Source organism: Massilia paldalensis, assembly GCF_044901715.1.
In the GTDB taxonomy this organism is placed as follows: Bacteria; Pseudomonadota; Gammaproteobacteria; order Burkholderiales; family Burkholderiaceae_D; genus Telluria; species Telluria paldalensis.
Genome location: NZ_JBJCIU010000004.1, coordinates 425,378 through 442,488, shown reverse-complemented (window position 1 = coordinate 442,488; position 17,111 = coordinate 425,378). Strand labels below are relative to the sequence as shown.

Annotated in this window: 20 protein-coding genes; 11 read left to right on the top strand and 9 right to left on the bottom strand. The window is 68.2% G+C overall.

The annotated features are described in order from the left end of the window. Positions 1 to 4: 4 nt before the first annotated feature. Together ACI1V7_RS21345 and ACI1V7_RS21340 are read left to right on the top strand one after the other, a co-directional pair. Complete coding sequence (locus ACI1V7_RS21345; protein WP_404533862.1) at positions 5 to 1,312, top strand: MFS transporter; 1,308 nt, start codon at positions 5 to 7, stop codon at positions 1,310 to 1,312. After that, on the top strand, positions 1,281 to 2,132 hold the full coding sequence (locus ACI1V7_RS21340) for a fumarylacetoacetate hydrolase family protein (RefSeq protein ID WP_404533861.1): 852 nt from the start codon (positions 1,281 to 1,283) through the stop codon (positions 2,130 to 2,132). Before ACI1V7_RS21345 ends, ACI1V7_RS21340 begins: the two co-directional genes overlap by 32 nt. A 126-nt stretch (positions 2,133 to 2,258) precedes the next feature. On the opposite strand, the gene ACI1V7_RS21335 is transcribed toward ACI1V7_RS21340, so the two are convergent. Next, complete coding sequence (locus tag ACI1V7_RS21335) at positions 2,259 to 3,593, bottom strand: aspartate aminotransferase family protein (protein ID WP_404533860.1); 1,335 nt, start codon at positions 3,591 to 3,593, stop codon at positions 2,259 to 2,261. Positions 3,594 to 3,719: 126 nt separating this feature from the next. Between ACI1V7_RS21335 and ACI1V7_RS21330 the strand changes: the two genes are divergently transcribed. The 4 genes from ACI1V7_RS21330 (at position 3,720) to ACI1V7_RS21315 (ending at position 6,764) form a co-directional block, all read left to right on the top strand. Continuing rightward, entirely contained in the window at positions 3,720 to 4,274 is a 555-nt protein-coding gene (locus ACI1V7_RS21330) for a carboxymuconolactone decarboxylase family protein (RefSeq protein WP_404533859.1), read from the top strand. 116 nt (positions 4,275 to 4,390) lie between these two features. Then, entirely contained in the window at positions 4,391 to 4,954 is a 564-nt protein-coding gene (locus ACI1V7_RS21325) for a transcriptional regulator (RefSeq protein ID WP_404533858.1), read from the top strand. A 20-nt stretch (positions 4,955 to 4,974) separates the two neighbouring features. Then, positions 4,975 to 6,033: a sensor histidine kinase gene (locus tag ACI1V7_RS21320; protein ID WP_404533857.1), complete on the top strand. Its 1,059-nt coding sequence runs from the start codon at positions 4,975 to 4,977 to the stop codon at positions 6,031 to 6,033. Continuing rightward, on the top strand, positions 6,030 to 6,764 hold the full coding sequence (locus ACI1V7_RS21315; RefSeq protein ID WP_404533856.1) for a LytR/AlgR family response regulator transcription factor: 735 nt from the start codon (positions 6,030 to 6,032) through the stop codon (positions 6,762 to 6,764). Before ACI1V7_RS21320 ends, ACI1V7_RS21315 begins: the two co-directional genes overlap by 4 nt. A 13-nt stretch (positions 6,765 to 6,777) precedes the next feature. Here the strand turns inward: ACI1V7_RS21315 and ACI1V7_RS21310 are convergent, their stop codons facing one another. Beyond that, entirely contained in the window at positions 6,778 to 7,896 is a 1,119-nt protein-coding gene (locus tag ACI1V7_RS21310) for an NADH:flavin oxidoreductase (protein WP_404533855.1), read from the bottom strand. 111 nt (positions 7,897 to 8,007) lie between these two features. On the opposite strand from ACI1V7_RS21310, the gene ACI1V7_RS21305 reads away from it, so the two are divergent. Then, complete coding sequence (locus tag ACI1V7_RS21305; protein ID WP_404533854.1) at positions 8,008 to 8,397, top strand: winged helix-turn-helix transcriptional regulator; 390 nt, start codon at positions 8,008 to 8,010, stop codon at positions 8,395 to 8,397. 105 nt (positions 8,398 to 8,502) lie between these two features. On the opposite strand, the gene ACI1V7_RS21300 is transcribed toward ACI1V7_RS21305, so the two are convergent. Genes ACI1V7_RS21300 through yjgA form a run of 4 tightly spaced genes read right to left on the bottom strand, consistent with a single transcriptional unit; the run spans position 8,503 to position 10,595 of the window. Next, a complete protein-coding gene (locus ACI1V7_RS21300; protein WP_404533853.1) occupies positions 8,503 to 8,703 on the bottom strand; it encodes a hypothetical protein in 201 nt (66 codons plus the stop codon). A 3-nt stretch (positions 8,704 to 8,706) separates the two neighbouring features. Beyond that, positions 8,707 to 9,375: an alpha/beta hydrolase gene (locus tag ACI1V7_RS21295; protein WP_404533852.1), complete on the bottom strand. Its 669-nt coding sequence runs from the start codon at positions 9,373 to 9,375 to the stop codon at positions 8,707 to 8,709. 25 nt (positions 9,376 to 9,400) lie between these two features. Beyond that, positions 9,401 to 10,018, bottom strand: coding sequence for a molybdopterin adenylyltransferase (mog, locus tag ACI1V7_RS21290; protein ID WP_404533851.1), 618 nt, complete (start codon positions 10,016 to 10,018; stop codon positions 9,401 to 9,403). Further along, positions 10,002 to 10,595 carry a ribosome biogenesis factor YjgA gene (gene yjgA / locus ACI1V7_RS21285; RefSeq protein WP_404533850.1) on the bottom strand — a complete coding sequence of 198 codons (594 nt, stop codon included), beginning with the start codon at positions 10,593 to 10,595 and terminating at the stop codon, positions 10,002 to 10,004. Before yjgA ends, mog begins: the two co-directional genes overlap by 17 nt. A 99-nt stretch (positions 10,596 to 10,694) precedes the next feature. On the opposite strand from yjgA, the gene pmbA reads away from it, so the two are divergent. The 3 genes from pmbA (at position 10,695) to nfsB (ACI1V7_RS21270) (ending at position 13,617) form a co-directional block, all read left to right on the top strand. Then, positions 10,695 to 12,047 carry a metalloprotease PmbA gene (gene pmbA / locus ACI1V7_RS21280; protein WP_404533849.1) on the top strand — a complete coding sequence of 451 codons (1,353 nt, stop codon included), beginning with the start codon at positions 10,695 to 10,697 and terminating at the stop codon, positions 12,045 to 12,047. A 136-nt stretch (positions 12,048 to 12,183) separates the two neighbouring features. After that, positions 12,184 to 12,837, top strand: coding sequence for an oxygen-insensitive NAD(P)H nitroreductase (gene nfsB / locus ACI1V7_RS21275; RefSeq protein ID WP_404533848.1), 654 nt, complete (start codon positions 12,184 to 12,186; stop codon positions 12,835 to 12,837). Between the two features lie 126 nt (positions 12,838 to 12,963). After that, a complete protein-coding gene (nfsB, locus tag ACI1V7_RS21270; RefSeq protein WP_404533847.1) occupies positions 12,964 to 13,617 on the top strand; it encodes an oxygen-insensitive NAD(P)H nitroreductase in 654 nt (217 codons plus the stop codon). Positions 13,618 to 13,680: 63 nt separating this feature from the next. On the opposite strand, the gene ACI1V7_RS21265 is transcribed toward nfsB (ACI1V7_RS21270), so the two are convergent. Beyond that, positions 13,681 to 14,490 (bottom strand): hypothetical protein, encoded by an 810-nt coding sequence (locus tag ACI1V7_RS21265; RefSeq protein WP_404533846.1) that lies wholly within the window; start codon positions 14,488 to 14,490, stop codon positions 13,681 to 13,683. A 76-nt stretch (positions 14,491 to 14,566) separates the two neighbouring features. Continuing rightward, positions 14,567 to 15,703: a M14 family metallopeptidase gene (locus ACI1V7_RS21260; RefSeq protein WP_404533845.1), complete on the bottom strand. Its 1,137-nt coding sequence runs from the start codon at positions 15,701 to 15,703 to the stop codon at positions 14,567 to 14,569. A 138-nt stretch (positions 15,704 to 15,841) separates the two neighbouring features. Here ACI1V7_RS21260 and ACI1V7_RS21255 point away from each other — a divergent pair, with 138 nt between their 5' ends. After that, complete coding sequence (locus ACI1V7_RS21255; RefSeq protein WP_404533844.1) at positions 15,842 to 16,099, top strand: DUF2442 domain-containing protein; 258 nt, start codon at positions 15,842 to 15,844, stop codon at positions 16,097 to 16,099. Here the strand turns inward: ACI1V7_RS21255 and paaX are convergent. Continuing rightward, a complete protein-coding gene (gene paaX / locus ACI1V7_RS21250) occupies positions 16,026 to 17,039 on the bottom strand; it encodes a phenylacetic acid degradation operon negative regulatory protein PaaX (RefSeq protein WP_404533843.1) in 1,014 nt (337 codons plus the stop codon). The two genes, ACI1V7_RS21255 and paaX, sit on opposite strands and share 74 nt — an antisense overlap. Positions 17,040 to 17,111: the final 72 nt, after the last annotated feature.

The following is a 17,111-nucleotide window of genomic DNA, read 5'->3' as shown; positions in this document are numbered from 1 at the left end:
CCCCATGGACGGCGACCGCGCCCAGGCGCCCATGCAAGGCGCGACGGTATTCATCTACGTCTTCCTGCCGTTCGCGCTGGGCCACTACCTGTCCTCGCTGCTGCGCAACGTGAATGCGGTGCTGGCGCCCCATCTCATGGGCGAGCTGGCGCTGGGTCCGGGCGACCTGGGGCTGCTCACCAGCGCCTTCTTCCTTGCCTTCGCGCTGGCCCAGCTGCCCGTGGGGATCGCGCTGGACCGCTACGGGCCGCGCCGCGTGCAGCTCGTGCTGATGCTGCTGGCGGCATCGGGCGCGCTGCTGTTCGCGCGCGGCACCGGCTACGGCCAGCTGGTGCTGGCGCGCGCCGTCATCGGCGCCGGCCTGGGCGGCTGCTTCATGTCGGCCGTGAAGGCGATCTCGACGTGGATCCCGCCCGCGCGCCTGCCGACGGTCCAGGGCTACCTGATCGCGGCCGGCGGCCTGGGCGCCGCCTCGGCGACCGTGCCGGTGCGCATGCTGCTCGAGCATACGGACTGGCGCAGCCTGTTCGTGCTGATGGCGTTGCTGACGGCCGGCTCGGGCGTGCTGATCTGGCTGGTCACGCCGCGAGCCGCGCCGGCGGGCGCGACCTCGCCCGCCGTGCCGACGCTGGACTCGCTGCTCGACGTGGTGCGCGCCCCGGCCTTCCGCACCACGATCGCGCTGGTGCTGGTGCCGCATGCCGTGTTCTTCGGCATCCAGGGCCTGTGGATCGGGCGCTGGCTGTCCGACGTGGCGCGCTTTCCGGACGGCGCCGTCGCCTACCTGCTCTACATGGGCATGGCCTCGGTGATCGTTGGCGCGATCGCGGTGGGCATGGTCACCGAGTGGGCGGCCAGGCGTGGCATCGCGGCGCTGGACGTGGCGGCGGCCGGCATCGTGCTGTTCGTGCTGGTGCAGGCGGCCATCGTGTGCAACTGGGCGCCCAGCCTGCAGGTGCTGTCGGTGCTGTTCACGCTGGTGGGTACCATCACCGGCATCGAGTACGCGATCGTCGCGCAAAGCCTGCCGCGCGAGCTGACCGGAAGGGCGGCCACCTGCCTGAACCTGTTGATCTTCGTCGGCGCGTTCCTGGCGCAGGCGGGCTTCGGCCAGGTGGTCGGCCTGTGGCCGGCCAGCGCTGGCGGCCATTACCCGGCGCTGGCCTACCGCGTCGCGTTCGGCGCGCTGGTGGCGGTGCAGCTGCCCGGGCTGGTCTGGTACTTCCTTCGACGGCGTCCGGTAAAATGCGGGATTGCTATGCTCACCCAGAAGGAAGACTATGAGATTGGTTCGCTACGGTCGCCCCGGTAAGGAAAAGCCGGGCCTGTTCGACGAGGAAGGCCGCTTGCGCGACCTGTCCGGCATCATCGACGACATCGGCGGCGAGGTGCTGTCGGAAAAATCGCTGCGCAAGCTGGCCAAGGTCGACTGGAAGACGCTGCCGCTGGTACGCGGCAACCCGCGCTTCGGCGTGCCCGTCAAGGGTGTCGGCAAGTTCATCGGCATCGGCATGAACTACGCCGACCATGCCGCCGAAACGGGCGCGCCGATTCCCAAGGAACCGATCCTGTTCATGAAGGCCACCAGCAGCCTGTCCGGCCCCGACGATCCGATCCAGCTGCCGCAGGGCTCGAAGAAGACCGACTGGGAAGTGGAACTGGGCGTCGTCATCGGCACCCGCGCGCAATACGTGAGCGAGGCCGACGCGCTGAAATACGTGGCCGGCTACTGCGTCGTGAACGACGTCTCGGAGCGCGCCTTCCAGTTCGAGATGGGCTCGCAGTGGGACAAGGGGAAAGGCTGCGACACCTTCGGTCCCGTCGGTCCGTTCCTCGTGACCAAGGACGAGATCTTCGATGTGCAGGACCTCGACCTGTACCTGGAACTGAACGGCAAGCGCATGCAGACCGGGAACACGTCGAACATGATCTTCTCGGTCGCCCAGATCGTCAGCTACCTGTCGCGCTTCATGACGCTGGAGCCGGGCGACATCATCACCACCGGCACGCCGCCGGGCGTGGGCCTGGGCCGCAGCCCGCAGCGCTTCCTCAAGAAGGGCGACACGCTGCGCCTCGGCATCGCCGGCCTGGGCGAGCAGCAGCAGGAAGTGGTGGCGTTTCCGAAGGCGTAATTCCGGCACGCTGCTTCAAGACCGTCGTCCCCGCGCAGGCGGGGACCCAATTTGCAGGCGTACTCGCAACGCTTCGAACTTGGATCCCCGCCTTCGCGGGGACGACGTTGTTCAGCGCGAGCGTCTTTATAGCGCGACCGATTTCAACGCGCTGTCCACCGACTCACTCAACCTCCCCACGATCTCCGCCAGCTCCGCCTCGCTCGCGATGAATGGCGGCGCCAGCAGCACGTGGTCGCCGCGCCTGCCGTCGATCGTCCCGCCCATCGGATATACCAGCAGCCCGTTCTGCATCGCCTTGTCCTTGATCGCCGCGTGCAGCTTGACGGCCGGATCGAACGGCTCCTTGCCTGCGCGATCGCGCACCAGTTCCAGCGCCAGGAACAGCCCGCGCCCTCGGATGTCGCCCACATGGGGATGGTCCTCGAACGCCTCGTCCAGCATGCGCCGCAGCGAGGCGCCGCGCTTGCGTACCTGGGCCAGCAGGTCGTCGCGTTCGATCACCTGCTGCACGGCCAGCGCAGCGGCGGCGGCCACCGGATGGCCCACATAGGTATGCCCGTGCAGGAAGGCGCCGCTGCCGGCGCGCAGGCATTCGACGATGGCGCCGTTGACCAGCACGGCGCCGATCGGCTGGTAGCCGGCGCCGAGGCCCTTGGCGATGGTGACCAGGTCGGGCGCCACGCCGTCCTGCTCGATCGCGTACATGGTGCCGGTGCGGCCCATGCCGCACATGACTTCGTCGGCGATGAACAGGATGCCGTACTTGTCGCACAGCGCGCGCACGCCGCGGAAGTAGCCGGGCGTGGGCGGGATCGCGCCGCCGGTCGCGCCCACCACGGGTTCGGCGACGAAGCCGATCACGCGTTGCGGGCCGGCCTGCAGGATCGCCGCTTCCAGCTCGTCCAGCAGCATGGCCGTGTAGCCGTCGAGCGTCTGGCCGTGCTCCCGTCCGCGGTAGGCGTAGCAGGCCGACACGCGCGCCACGTCGGCCAGCAGCGGCGCGAAGGGCGCGCGCCGCCATTCGTTGCCGCCGACGGCCAGCGCGCCCAGCGTGTTGCCGTGGTAGCTCTGGCGGCGCGCGATGAACAGTGCGCGCTGGGGCTGCCCGGCTTCGACGAAGTACTGGCGCGCCAGCTTCAGCGCCGTCTCCACCGCTTCCGAACCGCCCGAGACGAGGTAGACGCCGCCGATGCCCGCGGGTGCGTTGGCGACGAGGCGCTCGGCCAGCTCCTCGGCCACGTCGGTGGTGAAGAAGGCCGTGTGCGCGTAGGCGCAGCGGTCGATCTGGCGGTGCAGGGCGGCGATCACGTCCGGATGGGCGTGTCCCAGCGAGGACACGGCTGCGCCGCCGCTGGCATCGAGGTAGCTGCGGCCGTGCGTGTCGCGCAGGACGATGCCTTCGCCGCCGGCCGCGCGGGGCGGCGTGTGGCGCAGGCTGCGGTGGAGGATGCGGCTCATGGCGGTCTCCCGATCGAAGTGGACGTTGGTGTTGACGCTTGACAATAAGCGCGAACCCGCTGGTTTCCTTTGATTTTTGCCGCAGGGCATGCGAGTATTTTTCGCCCGGACAACATTTACAACGCCATGACCGACCGCCTCCGCCCGATCCCGCCGGAAGACTGGACCGATGCCCAGCGCGCCGCCGCCCAGGAGATCGTCAACGGGCCGCGCGGCGGCCTCTACGGCCCCTTCATCCCGCTGCTGCGCAGCCCCGAGCTGATGGGATATGCCCAGCGTCTGGGCGAGTACCTGCGCTACCGCAGCGCCATCGGCGTGCGCCTGTCCGAACTGGCGATCCTCGTCACCGCGCGCGAATGGGACCAGCAGGTCGAATGGGCGATCCACGCGCCCATCGCGCGCCAGGTCGGCATTCCCCAGGACGTCATCGACGCCATCGCGCGGCGCGAACGGCCGCAGGCGATGCTGGTGGACGAGGCGGTCGTGGTCGACTTCTGCACCGAGCTGCACCGGACCAGGCAGGTATCGGACCGCGTCTATGCCGACGCGCTGGCGCTGTTCGGCGAGCAGGGCGTGGTCGACCTGATGGGCGTGAACGGCTACTACACCTTCCTGGCCATGGTGATGAACACGGCGCGCACGGAAGCGCCGCCGACCGGGGTCGCGCCGTTGCCGGACTAGTTCGTCGGCACGGCGCCGCGCTCGTCGGCGCCGCGACGGCGTTCGTCGCATGGCGTCACCGGGGTCGCCGCGGCGCGCGATAGTACGTGTACCGCAACCCGATGAATGGAGAAGATATGAAACCGCAGTACGTCCTGGCCGCCGCCATCGCGGCAACGTCCGTCATGGCCCTGGCCGCGGCACCGGAACCCCTGCCGGCGCAATGGGGCATCACGGGCAAGAATCCGGATAAATTCATTGCCGGCATCGATCAGTCCGACGGCTTCCGCGGCGCCAAGTTCTTGCGCAACAAGACGGACGATGCCAAGGCCTGGGCCGCGCTGTACCAGCAGATTTCGGCGCAGGACTATCTCGGCCAGCGCATCCGCTTCCGGGCCCGCGTGCGTACCGCGGACATCGGCAACTGGGCCGGCCTGTGGATGCGCATCGACGGCGCTACCCGCGGCAGCCTGGCGTTCTACAACAGCCATGACAAGCCGATCAAGGGCACTACCGACTGGCAGGAGCGCAGCGTCGTGCTGGACGTACCGACGGACGCGGCGTCGATCATCTTCGGCGTCATCGGCGACGGCACGGGCAGCGTGTGGATCGACCAGCTGTCGTTCGAGAAGGTCGGCCAGGACGTGCCGGTCGACAGCTTCGGCCCGCGCCGTCCGTTGCCGACCGCGCCGACCCTGTGAACGCGCCGACGGCATTCGGCATGCTCCCCGGCGCCGGCGCCGGCGCTGGCCCTGCCGTGCGCCGGCTGTATGGCTGCTCCCCGCGCCAGGGATTGGCGAGCCTGGCCTTGCTGCTGCTGTTCGTCGCCGGCGCCGCCTTCCTGCATCGGCAGGCGCTGCTCGCCCTGTTCGCGGCGATCCTGCTGCCCGCGCTGGCGGGTTGCCTGGCGCTGCTCGCGCTGGCGCGCCTGGCCGGGCCGCGGTTCGCCTGGTGGCATGCGTGGATCGCGCTGCCGGCGGCGACGGCGGCCGGCACGGCCGGCGCGCTGGCCCTGTACCGGACCTGGACGACGTCGCTGCACCTGCAGCAGCTCCCCGACCTGCAGCTCGTCGCCTGCGCCTTCGGCATCGGCACCGCGCTCCTCGGCCTGCCCTTGTGGCAGCGCCACGTGCGCGCCCACGCCCAGCTGCTCGCCGAACTGCGCCAGGCCGCGCAGGCCGCGGAATTGAAGGCGCTGCAGGCCCAGATCGAGCCGCACTTCCTGTACAACACGCTGGCGAACACGCGCTACCTCGCGCGCACCGACCCGGAGCGCGCCGTGCAGATGCTGGAGCACCTGATCGCCTGGCTCCACGGTGCGCTGCCCGACATGCGCAGCCGCGCCTCCACGCTGGGCCGCGAGTTCGACTTGGCCGGCCACTATCTGGCGCTGATGGCGATCCGCTTCGGCGAACGTCTGAGCTATCGCCTCGACTGCCCGCCCGCACTGGCCGGCTGCGCGATGCCGCCGCTGCTCCTGATGACGCTGGTGGAAAACGCCGTGCGCCACGGGCTGGAGCCGAAGCCGGGTCCGGTGCGCATCGCGCTTGGTGCGCAGCGCCAGGGCGCCATGCTGCGCATCGCGGTGGCCGACGACGGTGCCGGCCTGACGGGCGCCGGTCCGGCGCCGGGGGGCGGCGTCGGGCTGCACAACCTGCGCCAGCGGCTGCAGGCGCTGTACGGAACAGACGCGCGCTTCAGCCTCGCGCGCACGGAGGCGGGCATGACCGAAGCCGTGCTCGTGCTGCCGTTGGACCGGAACCTGGAGATGGCGGCATGAGCGCGGCGCGCATCCTCGTCGCCGACGACGAACCGCTGCTGCGGGCCGAACTGATCGACGCGCTGGCGCGCCTGTGGCCGGAAGCGGCCATCACCGAGGCCGGCGACGGCATCGAGGCGCTGCGCCAGGCGCGCGCGACGGCGTTCGACGTGGCCTTCCTGGACATCCGCATGCCCGGGCTGGACGGACTGGAGCTGGCGCGCGTGTTCGGCGCGCGCACCCATGTGGTGTTCGTGACGGCGTATGGAGAACATGCGCTGGACGCCTTCGACGAAGGCGCCGTCGACTACGTGCTGAAACCGATCGGGATGGAGCGTTTGGCGCGCGCCCTGGAGCGCGCACGCAGCCGGCTGGCGGCGCGCGACGTGGAGGCCGATGCGCCGCACCTGTCCGCGCACGCGAAACCGGCGCCGTCGTGGCTGCAGGCGACGGTGGGCACGACCATCCACTTCATCGACCTGGCCGACGTCGTCTACTTCTGCGCCGACGCCAAATACACGCGCGTGGTGACGGACAAGCTGGAGGCGCACATCCGCCTGAGCCTGAAGGAACTGGGCGAGACGCTCGACCCGAATGCCTTCTGGCAGATCCACCGCGGCTATACGGTGGGCGTGCGCCGCATCGCAAGCGCCGCGCGTGCCGAGGATGGCGCGCTATGGCTGCACCTGCGCGGCCATCCGGCGCGGTTGCCGGTCAGCCAGCGCTTCCAGCACCTGTTCCGCGGGATGTAGGTGCAGAGCGGACTCAGTCCAGCGTCGCCATCGCGCTCGCCTCGAACGGCTTCAGGCCCTCGCGCTCGCCGGCCTTGATCTTGCTGGCCCAGCGGGCGTCGGACAGCAGGGCGCGGCCGACGGCGATCAGGTCGAATTCGTCGCGCTCCATGCGCGCCAGCAGCTTGTCGAGGCTGGCCGGCGCCGCTCCCTTGCCGCCGAAGCTGGCCAGGAACTCGCCGTCCAGGCCGACGGAGCCCACGCTGATGGTGGCCGCGCCGGTCAGCTTCTTGGCCCAGCCGGCGAAGTTCAGGCCGTCCTCGCCGTCGATCTCGGGGAACTCGGCTTCCCAGAAGCGGCGCTGCGAGCAGTGCAGCACGTCGGCGCCCGCCTCGACCAATGGCAGCAGCCATTGCGTCATCTCGTCCGGCGTCGCGGCCAGGCGCGCCTTGTAGTCCTGCTGCTTCCACTGGCTCACGCGCAGGATGATCGGGTAGTCGGGGCCCACCGCGGCACGCATCGCCTTGATCACCTCGGCGGCGAAGCGGCTGCGTTCGCCGATGGTGGCGCCGCCCCAGCGGTCGCTGCGTTCGTTGGTGCCGCTCCAGAAGAACTGGTCGATCAGGTAGCCGTGGGCGCCGTGGATCTCGAAGGTGTCGAAGCCGAGCTTTTTCGCATCCGCGGCGGCGGCGGCGAATGCGGCGATGGTGTCGGCGATGTCCTCGTCGCTCATCGCCTTGCCGCGCGGGGTCCCGGGGGCCGCCAGGCCCGACGGGCCTTCCGGCGTGGCGTCCGGCGTCCAGTCGGAGATGCCGCTGGCGACGGCGCCCACGTGCCAGAGCTGCGGGCCCATCTTGCCGCCGGCGCCGTGCACGGCGTCGATCACGTGCTTCCAGCCGTCCAGGGCGGCGCCGTGGAAGTCCGGGATGCGCGGCAGGTTCTTCGATGCCGGGCGGGCGATGGTCGTGCCCTCCGAGAGGATCAGGCCGACGTCGGCGGCGGCGCGGCGGCGGTAGTATTCGGCGATGGCGGCATCGGGCACGCCGTTCGGCGCGAAGTTGCGCGTCATCGGTGCCATCACGATGCGGTTCTTCAGTGCCAGGTTCTTGATGCGGCGTGGCTGGAACAGCACGTCGGTGGGAGAAGTCGTCATGGGCAGCCTCCTGTTGAGATGTACGGGTATGGTATCTTGGATATACTTGGTGTCAAGAAGGCACTTTGCGGCGACCAGGTAGGCGCGCGGAAACCTAGGAGGAGAACGGGGATGGAGAAGGACGTGCGGGACGTGGGGGACGTGGGCAGCTGCAGCGAGGGACGCGCGCTGCTGGACCAGTTGCTGGACAAATGGACGATGCTGGTACTGAAGGCGCTGTGGGACGGGCCGCTGCGCTTCAACGCGCTCAAGCACCGCCTCGACGGCGTGACGCAGAAGACGCTGACGCAATGCCTGCGCCGGCTGGAGCGCAACGGCATGGTCGAGCGGCGCGTGATTCCCGTCTCGCCGGTGGCGGTCGAGTACGAGATCACGGCGCTGGGGCGCAGCCTGGGCAAGCTGTTCGCGTCCGTGTACACGTGGACGCAGGCGCACCGCGCCGACATCGTCGAGGCGCGCGCGGCGTACGACGAGCGCAACGCGCAGCAGGAAGCGGCCTGATGCCGTCACCCCTGCGCAGGCAGGGGTCCGATTTCGCAAGCGCTGTCGCTACGCACGCAACATTGGATCCCCGCCTTCGCGGGGACGACGATCAAGCGGGCAGGCTCAAGCCAGCGCTTCCTTTGCCGCCTCTTCGGGCGTGAGGTTGTCGTAGAACAGGTCGGTGAACCACTCGATCTGTTCCTCGATGTGTTCCTGGGCCTGGGCCTGGGTGGCGCCGCCGGCGACCAGGTGGTGTTCGACTTCGATGCACCAGTGGATCAGCGCCATCGTTTCCTCGTCGAGCTTCTCTTCTTTCTTCGCCATCGCTTACCCCAGGATCTTTTTCAGCCAGGCCGAGATGTGCTGCACCTCTTCCAGGCACACGGTGTGCTGCATCGCGTACTGGTGCCATTCGACCTGGCAGCCCAGCGAGACGAGCAGGTCGCGCGAGGCCTGCGCGCGGGCGAAGGGGACGACGTTGTCGTACTCGCCGTGCGCCATGAAGACGGGCGTGGCGCGCGCGGCGGGCGTGCTTTCGGCTGCCAGCTTGTCGCCCAGCGGCGCATAGCCGGACAGGCACAACAGGCCCGCCAGCGTTTCCGGATGGCGCAGGCCGGTCTGGATCGTCATCGCGCAACCCTGCGAGAAGCCGGCCAGCACGATGCGCGAGGCCGGGATGCCCCGTTCCTTCTCGCGCGCGATGAAGGCTTCGATGTCCTTCTGCGAGGCGCGCAGGCCGTTCTCGTCTTCGCGCCGGATCAGGTCGGCGTTCGAGATGTCGTACCACGAGCGCATCACGTAGCCGTTGTTGATCGTGACGGGCATCATGCGCGAATGCGGGAAGATGAAGCGGATGCCGGGCAGGCCGGCCAGGTCCAGTTCCTTCACGATCGGCACGAAGTCGTTGCCGTCCGCGCCCAGGCCGTGCATCCAGATGACGGCGATTTCCGGGTTGTCGCTGGTTTCTACCTGGATGTGTTCGAGCAGTGCGCTCATGGGGTGTCCTCGTTGTGGGCGGCGCTCAGTTGCTATTCGGGCGCTGCGCCGATTTCGGGCGGAAGGCCTTCACGACGTCCGGGTTGGTGTCGCTGTACGGGCCGCCGATCAGGTCGATGCAATAGGGGACGGCCGCGAAGATGCCGCCCACGATGGTGTTACCGCCGGCATCCTTCAGGCCTTCCAGCGTTTCCTTGATCGACTTCGGCTGGCCCGGCAGGTTCATGATCAGGGCCGCGTGGTCGGCGGTCTCGCGGACCACGGCGGTCTGGCGCGACAGGATCGCGGTTGGCACGAAGTGCAGGCTGATCTGGCGCATCTGTTCGCCGAAGCCCGGCATTTCCTTCGTGCCCACGGCGATGGTCGCTTCCGGCGTGACGTCGCGCCGCGCCGGGCCGGTGCCGCCCGTGGTCAGCACCAGGTGGCAGCGGGCCGTGTCGACCAGCTCGACCAGCGTCGCCTCGATGCTGGCGCGGTCGTCCGGAATCAGGCGGGTCTCGACGCGAAACGGCGTGGCGAGGGCCGCCTGCAGCCATTCGCGCAGGGCCGGGATGCCCTTGTCCTCGTAGACGCCGCCGCTGGCGCGGTCCGAGACCGAGACCAGGCCGATGACCAGTTCCTGCACCTTATTCGTCAGACTCATCGTCGTCGCCTTCCTCTTCGGCTTCGTCCTTCTTGGGCTTCTTGTTCAGGTCCTTCAGGATCTGGAAGATCTCGCGGTAGGCCTTGGGCGGCTTGTTCTCGGCCTGTTCCTTGCGCGCGTTGCGGATCAGGGTGCGCAGCTGCTGCACGTCCAGTTCCGGATGCTCTTCCAGCAGCTGGGTCAGCGCGTTGTCGTCGGCCAGCAGCTTTTCGCGGCGGCGCTCGAGCGCGTGCAGGGCGGCCGTCTCGGCCTTCGACATGCCCTTCCAGCTTTCGATGGTGCGCTGGATGACGGCGACTTCCTCGTCGTCCAGCTTGCGCATCATCTTGCCGACGAATTGCAGCTGGCGGCGGCGGCCGCCGTGGTCGGTGATGCTCTGGCACATCAGGATCGCGTCGCGCAGCTCTTCCGGCATGGGGGTGCGCTTGACGCGGTCGCGCGGCTCGGCGACGAGCTGCTCGCCGAGCTTTTGCAGGTCGTTCATCTGGCGCTTGAGTTCCGACTTGGAGGGGCGGTCGTATTCCTGGTCGAACTCGTCGGAGCGGAAGCCGACGGAGCCGCGGTTTGCATTTGGCATGATTGGTCTTGATTGGGCAGGGCGCACGGCCCGGCCGGTGAAAACAGTAAACGGCTGCTATGATAACTGTTTTAGGCTCTGCTTTCGAAAAACACGCACATGAACGACTCCGTCTTCACCCATACTCAGGACCAGCTCAAGCAGCTCGCACGGGACGTGCTGGCGATCGCGAAGGAAAACGGCGCCACCAGCGCCTCCGTCGAGATCAGCGAGGGCAGCGGCCTGGCGGTGACGGTGCGCAAGGGCAAAGTCGAGACCATCGAGCAGAACAAGGACAAGGGCATCGGCGTGACGGTCTACAGCGGCCAGCGCCGCGGCCACGCCAGCACTTCCGATTTCTCCGCGGCATCGTTGCGTGCCACCGTGGAGGCGGCGTACAACATCGCCCGCTTCACCGCCGAGGATCCCGCCGCCGGCCTGCCGGACGCCGACCTGCTGGAACAGAAGCCGCGCGACCTGCGCCTGTGCTATCCGTGGCAGGTCGATGCCGAGGAAGCCGTGCAGATCGCCCAGCGTTGCGAAGCGGCCGCCTTTGCCGTCGACCCGCGCGTGACCAATAGCGAAGGCGCCAGCGTCTACGTGCAGCAATCGCATTTCGTCGCCGCCAACAGCCTCGGTTTCTGCGCCGGCTACCCGTTCTCGCGCCACACGCTGTCGGTCGCGCCGATCGCCGGCCGCGGCAACCACATGCAGCGCGACGACTGGTACTCGTCGGCGCGCGATCCGAAGAAACTGGCCGATCCCGAGCAGATCGGCCGCTACGCCGCCGAGCGCGCGCTGGCACGCCTGAACGCGAGGAAGCTCGACACCCGCACCTGCCCCGTGCTGTTCGAGGCGCCGCTGGCCGCCGGCCTGCTGGGCGCCTTCGTCCAGGCCACGTCGGGCGGCGCGCTGTACCGCAAGTCGAGCTTCCTGCTCGATTCGCTGGGCCAGTCCATCTTCCCTTCGCACATCCAGATCGTCGAGGACCCGCACCTGATCGGCGCCGTCGGCTCGGCCCCGTTCGACGAAGAGGGCGTGCGCACCCAGCGCCGCAAGGTCGTCGACAATGGCGTCCTGCAGGGCTACTTCCTGTCCACCTATACGGCGCGCAAGCTGGGCATGCAGACCACCGGCAACGCGGGCGGCTCGCACAACCTGGACATGACGTCGAAGGAAACGAAGCGCGCCGACGACTTCGCCGGCATGCTGCGCAAGATGGGCACGGGCCTGCTGGTCACGGAACTGATGGGACAAGGCACCAACTACGTCACGGGCGACTATTCGCGCGGCGCCTCGGGTTACTGGGTCGAGAACGGCGTCATCCAGTATCCGGTCGAGGAGATCACCATCGCCGGCAACATGAAGGACATGTTCCAGTCCATCGTCGCCATCGGCAATGATGTGCTGACGCGCGGCAACAAGTCGACGGGGTCGATCCTCATCGAGAAGATGGTCGTGGCGGGGAATTGATGGCCGCGCCGGGGCCGCTATTCAATAATGCAGACTTGCTATAAATAGCTGGGGCCGTTTACTGCTTTCTTTCCGATTCATAATGCAAGCCCTTACGGCAAGGCCGTATTCCGAATCGAAAGAAAGGTAGTCAACCATGGATATCGTATCCGCCGCCAAGCGCCGCTATACCGCAAAGATCTACGACACGGACCGTCCTGTTGCGGACGACGTCATGCACCAGATCCTCGAGGCCTTGCACCTGAGCCCGTCCTCGGTGAATTCCCAGCCCTGGCATTTCATCGTCGCCACCACGGCCGAAGCGAAGGCCCGCATGGCCAAGGGCACCCATGGCGAGTACGCGTTCAACGAACCCAAGGTGACCACCGCGTCGCACGTGGTGCTGTTCTGCGTCCGTACCGGCGTCGATGCCGGCTACGAGGACCTGCTGCTGTCGCAGGAGCAGCGCGACGGCCGCTACAGCGATGAAGAGGCCAAGCGCAACTGGGCCGCGGGCCGCAGCTACTTCATCGACCTGCACCGCTATCAGGGCCGCGACGTCGTGCACTGGATGGAAAAGCAGGTCTATCTGGCGCTCGGTGTCGCCATGACGACGGCCGCCGTGCTGGGCGTCGATACCACGCCGCTGGAAGGCATCGACACCAAGGTCCTGGACCAGGAATTCGGCCTGCACGAAAAAGGCCTGACGGCCTCGGTGATGCTGAGCTTCGGCCACCATGCCCAAGGCGACTTCAACGCCAAGCTGCCCAAGTCGCGCCTGAAGAAGGAACAGGTCTTCACCTACCTGTAAGCCTTCGGCTCCCGCCGGTGGGCTGCGGCAGGGAAGTGCATGCCGCACACGAATCCCGCGATCCGGCGATAATGCTCCGTTGATACAGATCAGGCTGTATCGCCACCATCGTCAGAAAGGAAGAACATGGACATCGTTTCCGCCGCCAAGACCCGCTATACCGCCAAAGCCTATGACCCGACCCGCAAGGTGCCCGAAGACACCATGCGCCAGATCCTCGAAGTGCTGCGCCTGAGCCCGTCGTCGGTGAACTCCCAGCCCTGGCACTTCATCGTCGCCAGCACGCCGGAAGGCAAGGAGCGCGTGGCCAAGGGCGCGCAGGGCGGTTATGCGTTCAATGCGTCCAAGATCACCCAGGCTTCGCACGTGATCGTGTTCTGCGCGCGCGTGGAAGCCGATGCCGCTTACCAGGACCTGCTGCTGTCCCAGGAACAGCGCGACGGCCGCTATGCCGACGATGCCGCCAAGGCCGGCCAGGCCAAGGGCCGCGCCTTCTTCGTCGACCAGCACCGCTTCCAGGGCAAGGACCTGACGCACTGGCTGGAAAAGCAGGTCTACCTGGCGCTGGGCACGACGATGCTGGCCGCGGCCACGCTGGGCGTCGACACAACGCCGATGGAAGGCGTCGACGCCAAGGCCATCGACGAGGAATTCGGCCTGCGCGCCAAGGGGCTGACCAGCCTCTTCGTGCTGAGCCTGGGCTACCACGCCGACGACGACTTCAATGCCAAGCTGCCGAAGTCGCGCCTGAAGGAAGAGCAGGTCTTCACCTTCGTGTAATCCCCGCGGCGGGCCAGGCGCCCGCCGTTCCTTCCTGCGGCGGGCCGCGCGAGCGCCTGCCTCCTATGCCACGATGCCGAACTGGCGCAGCCGGGGAAACCAGGCGCGTTCGAGGAGCTTGCGAAAGCCCTGCGCGCTCGGATACAGCTCGTTGTCCCAGTCGTCGCGGTAATGCGCCGCATCGGTCGCCAGCACGCCGCGGCTGTCGACGTGGAACACCCGCTCGCGCGGCGCGTGGCACGCGGCCAGCACCTCGTCGTTGACGGCGTCGATCAGGCGCTTCATGACTTCCGTGCGGAAGGCCAGGTCGGCGCGCACGCCGGCCCGGTCCATCGTCGCCGTGACCCAGCCCCCGTGCGCGCTCACGAAACTGCGCCCGTCCGGCACCGGATAGTCGTAGCCGTTCAGGAAGATCGGCTGCTGCCAGGTGGTCTTGCGGTAGGCCCAGCGGATGGTGCGGATGATGCCGTTCAGCCCTTCGTCGACGTGGTGCAGCAGCAGGTCGAGCCGCTCCGGCGAGAAGCAGGCGGCCGGCTCGCTCGCGCGCGCGCAGTTGTCGCGCAGTCCCAGCGCGTGTTCGAGGGCGTCGTTGGCGAAACCGCTGACATAGAACTCGCTGAAGTGGAAGCCGGGAGTGAGGTGCGTGCGGATCACGCCGGCGTAGTGGCCGTCGCCGATGTATTCGTTCAGGCGCGCGCCGTTGAAGCCGAGAAGGCGGATGCCCGCATGGGCCGGCGCGGTGCGCGGATGGTCGACCAGCGCGTGCAGCAAGGTCTGGCTGCCGTGCCAGAACCAGGAATCGCCGAGCGCCAGCCCGGTGGGAGGCGCATCCCGCGCATCCGGGACGTCGCCCGGCCGATATACCGTTCCCACAGCGCCCCCTTGTCGACACGCGTCGAGATTTTGACAGGGCGGCGGGGAACGGGTTCCCTGCCCGCGAGGCAGGGCCTTACTTCTTCAGCGCATGGATCGCGCGCAGCACGGGCTGCAACACGGCGCCGCCAAGCCGGCTGCTGCGGGCGCCGTCCCAGCCCACTTGCGGATCCGGGTCGTTGGCATTGTCCTTGAACGGCAGTTCCAGCGTCAGCGACAGGCAGCCGAAGGCGTGGGTCACGTAGGGCGAGCCCATGGTCAGCACTTCGTCCGTGTACGGCGCCTTCGGATAGCCATAGACGTCCTGGAAGTCCGGGCTCGCGGTCATGAAGTCGTCCGAGAATGCCTTCTGCGCGGCCGCCTGCTCGGCGGTGAAGGTCGGCAGCGCGTCGCTGCCGGCGATGAAGACGTAGGGCAGGCCTTCGTCGCCATGCACGTCGAGCAGCAGGTCGACGCCCGTCTCGTGCATCTTCTGGCGCACCAGGAAGACTTCCGGGCTACGCTCCATCGACGGCGCGAACCATTCGCGGTTCAGGTTGGCGCCGGCCGCGTTGGTGCGCAGGTTGCCGCGCACGGAACCGTCCGGGTTCATGTTCGGCACCACGTAGAACACGGTCTCCTTCAACAGCTGCCGGCCGAACGGATGGGCCGGATCGAGCAGAGCGTCGAGCATGCCTTCGACGAACCACTCGGCCATCGTCTCGCCCGGGTGCTGGCGCGCAATGACCCAGACCTTCTTCTTGTTCTCGTCCGGCTCGCCGATCACCAGCATGTTCAGGTCGTGGCCGTCGATGGTCGAGCCCAGGTCCAGCATGCGCACGTGCTCCGACTGCTGCGCGCGGTCCAGCAGCTCCAGGTGGCGTTCCCAGGAGTAGGGCTCGAAGTAGGCGTAATAGACGCTGTCCATGGCCGGGGTGTGCTCGATCGTCAGGACCTGGCCGTCGAAGCCCGTCGGCACGCGGAACCAGTTGACGCGGTCGTAGCTGGCCATGGCGTTGTAGTCTTCCCAGCCCTTCGGGTAGGCGGACTGGCCGGCGTTGAGCAGGCGGATCGTGCAAGGCTCACCCTGCGCGCCCTGCAGGCGGAAGTAGAACCACTGGGCGATGTCGGCGTGCGAATCCTTGCGGATGTTCAGGTCGATGGCGTTGGCGCTCGTGGCGTTCACGATCTCGATGGCGCCGGCGTCGAACCGGCTGCTGATCTTGATAGACATGGTGTGTCCTGTTGTTGTAGGTGCGAGGCGAGCATGATACCCGCTTTCCCTGGCGCCCTTGAAGGGGCTGATCTGGCTCAACAGCGGCCCATGATGCTTTTGCTACCGTTCTTGCTTTATTGCATGAAGGGGAGAGAAATGAAGGCGATCAGCTGGCAACACGTGGAAATCACGAGCCTGAACCGCCAGGGTTTCTGGCTGCGGCTGGGCGAGGAAGAGCTGTACCTGCCGTTCGCGCTGTTTCCCTGGTTCGAGCACGCGACGGTGGCGCAGCTGTGCCGCGTCGAGTGCCTGCATGGCGCCTGCCTGGTCTGGCCGGGCCTCAACGTGGAGCTGGCGCTGGACCGGATCCGCGATCCGATGGCGGTGGCGCAGCTGGCGGGGATGGATTGCTGACGGCGCCCGCGCGCTGGCGCAGGCCGCCGAAGCGCGCGTAGTAGCCCGCGTCCGCTGGCGGCGCCGCCTCGTCCTCGCGGCGCAGCACGGCCAGCACGTGCGCCTGCGCCGGCGCCGCCAGCAGCCGGTACAGCGCCTGCGCCAGCGCGTAGGCTTCCGATCCCGGCCATGGCGCCGGCAATAGCGCCAGCGGCAGCATCGGGTCGTGCAGCTGCACGCGGCGGTAGGCGTGCACGAGCAGGGTGCGCAGCGCGAACGCGTCCTGCGGGTCCGGCGGCGGGCCGGCCTGCAGCCAGGCCAGCAGCGGCGCGAATTGCGCGATGAAGTGGCGGTACTGCGCCGCCACCCCGGACAAGTCCCAGCCTTCGTCCACCAGTTCGCCCAGCGGCCGCGCGCCCACGCCGGGCAGTTCGCTGGCCTTGCACACGAAGATCTTCCCCGTGCCGCCGACGCGGCCCACCACCTCGGCCACGCTGCCGGCATCCGCCCCCGGATGCGCGAGCAGGCCCGGCGCCAGCATGGCGAAACCTTCCCACGCGAGTTCCTTGCGCACGGCGGCGCGCAGGGCGGCGTCGATGCTGCCGTTCGGCGCCAGCAGCAGCGTCCAGCCGCCGTCCCAGTCGAGCCCGGGCGGCGCGTAGATGCGCCGGTTTGCCCGTTCGAAGCGCGGCCGCGCCTGCGGTTCGAGCGCATAGCTGCTGCGCCGTCCTTCGCGGCTGGCGACGAGCCAGCCTTCCTGCACCAGGCGGAACACGCTCGTGCGCACCAGGCGGTCGGCCGTGCCCAGCGGCGCCGCCAGCTCGATCAGGCTGCCCAGCCACAGGCGCGCGCCGTGCGGGACGATGGCGTCGCCGAAGATGGTCATCACCAGCGACTTCGCGCGCGGCGGGTCCGTGGTCAGGAAATGGTCGATCCACTGCGGGCCCGTGCGTGTCGTCATGGTGTTCTGCAAAAACAAGGATGTGCCGATTATCGCGGATTTGCCGCGTGTCGACATGATTCAAATTTGGGC

What these genes read in the sequence shown, in the direction of transcription:
- ACI1V7_RS21345 (WP_404533862.1), top strand. Translation starts at nt 5, where the DNA reads ATGGACGGCGACCGCGCCCAGGCGCCCATGCAAGGCGCGACGGTATTC.
- ACI1V7_RS21340 (WP_404533861.1), top strand. Translation starts at nt 1,281, where the DNA reads ATGAGATTGGTTCGCTACGGTCGCCCCGGTAAGGAAAAGCCGGGCCTG.
- ACI1V7_RS21335 (WP_404533860.1), bottom strand. Translation starts at nt 3,593, where the DNA reads ATGAGCCGCATCCTCCACCGCAGCCTGCGCCACACGCCGCCCCGCGCG.
- ACI1V7_RS21330 (WP_404533859.1), top strand. Translation starts at nt 3,720, where the DNA reads ATGACCGACCGCCTCCGCCCGATCCCGCCGGAAGACTGGACCGATGCC.
- ACI1V7_RS21325 (WP_404533858.1), top strand. Translation starts at nt 4,391, where the DNA reads ATGAAACCGCAGTACGTCCTGGCCGCCGCCATCGCGGCAACGTCCGTC.
- ACI1V7_RS21320 (WP_404533857.1), top strand. Translation starts at nt 4,975, where the DNA reads ATGCTCCCCGGCGCCGGCGCCGGCGCTGGCCCTGCCGTGCGCCGGCTG.
- ACI1V7_RS21315 (WP_404533856.1), top strand. Translation starts at nt 6,030, where the DNA reads ATGAGCGCGGCGCGCATCCTCGTCGCCGACGACGAACCGCTGCTGCGG.
- ACI1V7_RS21310 (WP_404533855.1), bottom strand. Translation starts at nt 7,896, where the DNA reads ATGACGACTTCTCCCACCGACGTGCTGTTCCAGCCACGCCGCATCAAG.
- ACI1V7_RS21305 (WP_404533854.1), top strand. Translation starts at nt 8,008, where the DNA reads ATGGAGAAGGACGTGCGGGACGTGGGGGACGTGGGCAGCTGCAGCGAG.
- ACI1V7_RS21300 (WP_404533853.1), bottom strand. Translation starts at nt 8,703, where the DNA reads ATGGCGAAGAAAGAAGAGAAGCTCGACGAGGAAACGATGGCGCTGATC.
- ACI1V7_RS21295 (WP_404533852.1), bottom strand. Translation starts at nt 9,375, where the DNA reads ATGAGCGCACTGCTCGAACACATCCAGGTAGAAACCAGCGACAACCCG.
- mog (WP_404533851.1), bottom strand. Translation starts at nt 10,018, where the DNA reads ATGAGTCTGACGAATAAGGTGCAGGAACTGGTCATCGGCCTGGTCTCG.
- yjgA (WP_404533850.1), bottom strand. Translation starts at nt 10,595, where the DNA reads ATGCCAAATGCAAACCGCGGCTCCGTCGGCTTCCGCTCCGACGAGTTC.
- pmbA (WP_404533849.1), top strand. Translation starts at nt 10,695, where the DNA reads ATGAACGACTCCGTCTTCACCCATACTCAGGACCAGCTCAAGCAGCTC.
- nfsB (WP_404533848.1), top strand. Translation starts at nt 12,184, where the DNA reads ATGGATATCGTATCCGCCGCCAAGCGCCGCTATACCGCAAAGATCTAC.
- nfsB (WP_404533847.1), top strand. Translation starts at nt 12,964, where the DNA reads ATGGACATCGTTTCCGCCGCCAAGACCCGCTATACCGCCAAAGCCTAT.
- ACI1V7_RS21260 (WP_404533845.1), bottom strand. Translation starts at nt 15,703, where the DNA reads ATGTCTATCAAGATCAGCAGCCGGTTCGACGCCGGCGCCATCGAGATC.
- ACI1V7_RS21255 (WP_404533844.1), top strand. Translation starts at nt 15,842, where the DNA reads ATGAAGGCGATCAGCTGGCAACACGTGGAAATCACGAGCCTGAACCGC.
- paaX (WP_404533843.1), bottom strand. Translation starts at nt 17,039, where the DNA reads ATGACGACACGCACGGGCCCGCAGTGGATCGACCATTTCCTGACCACG.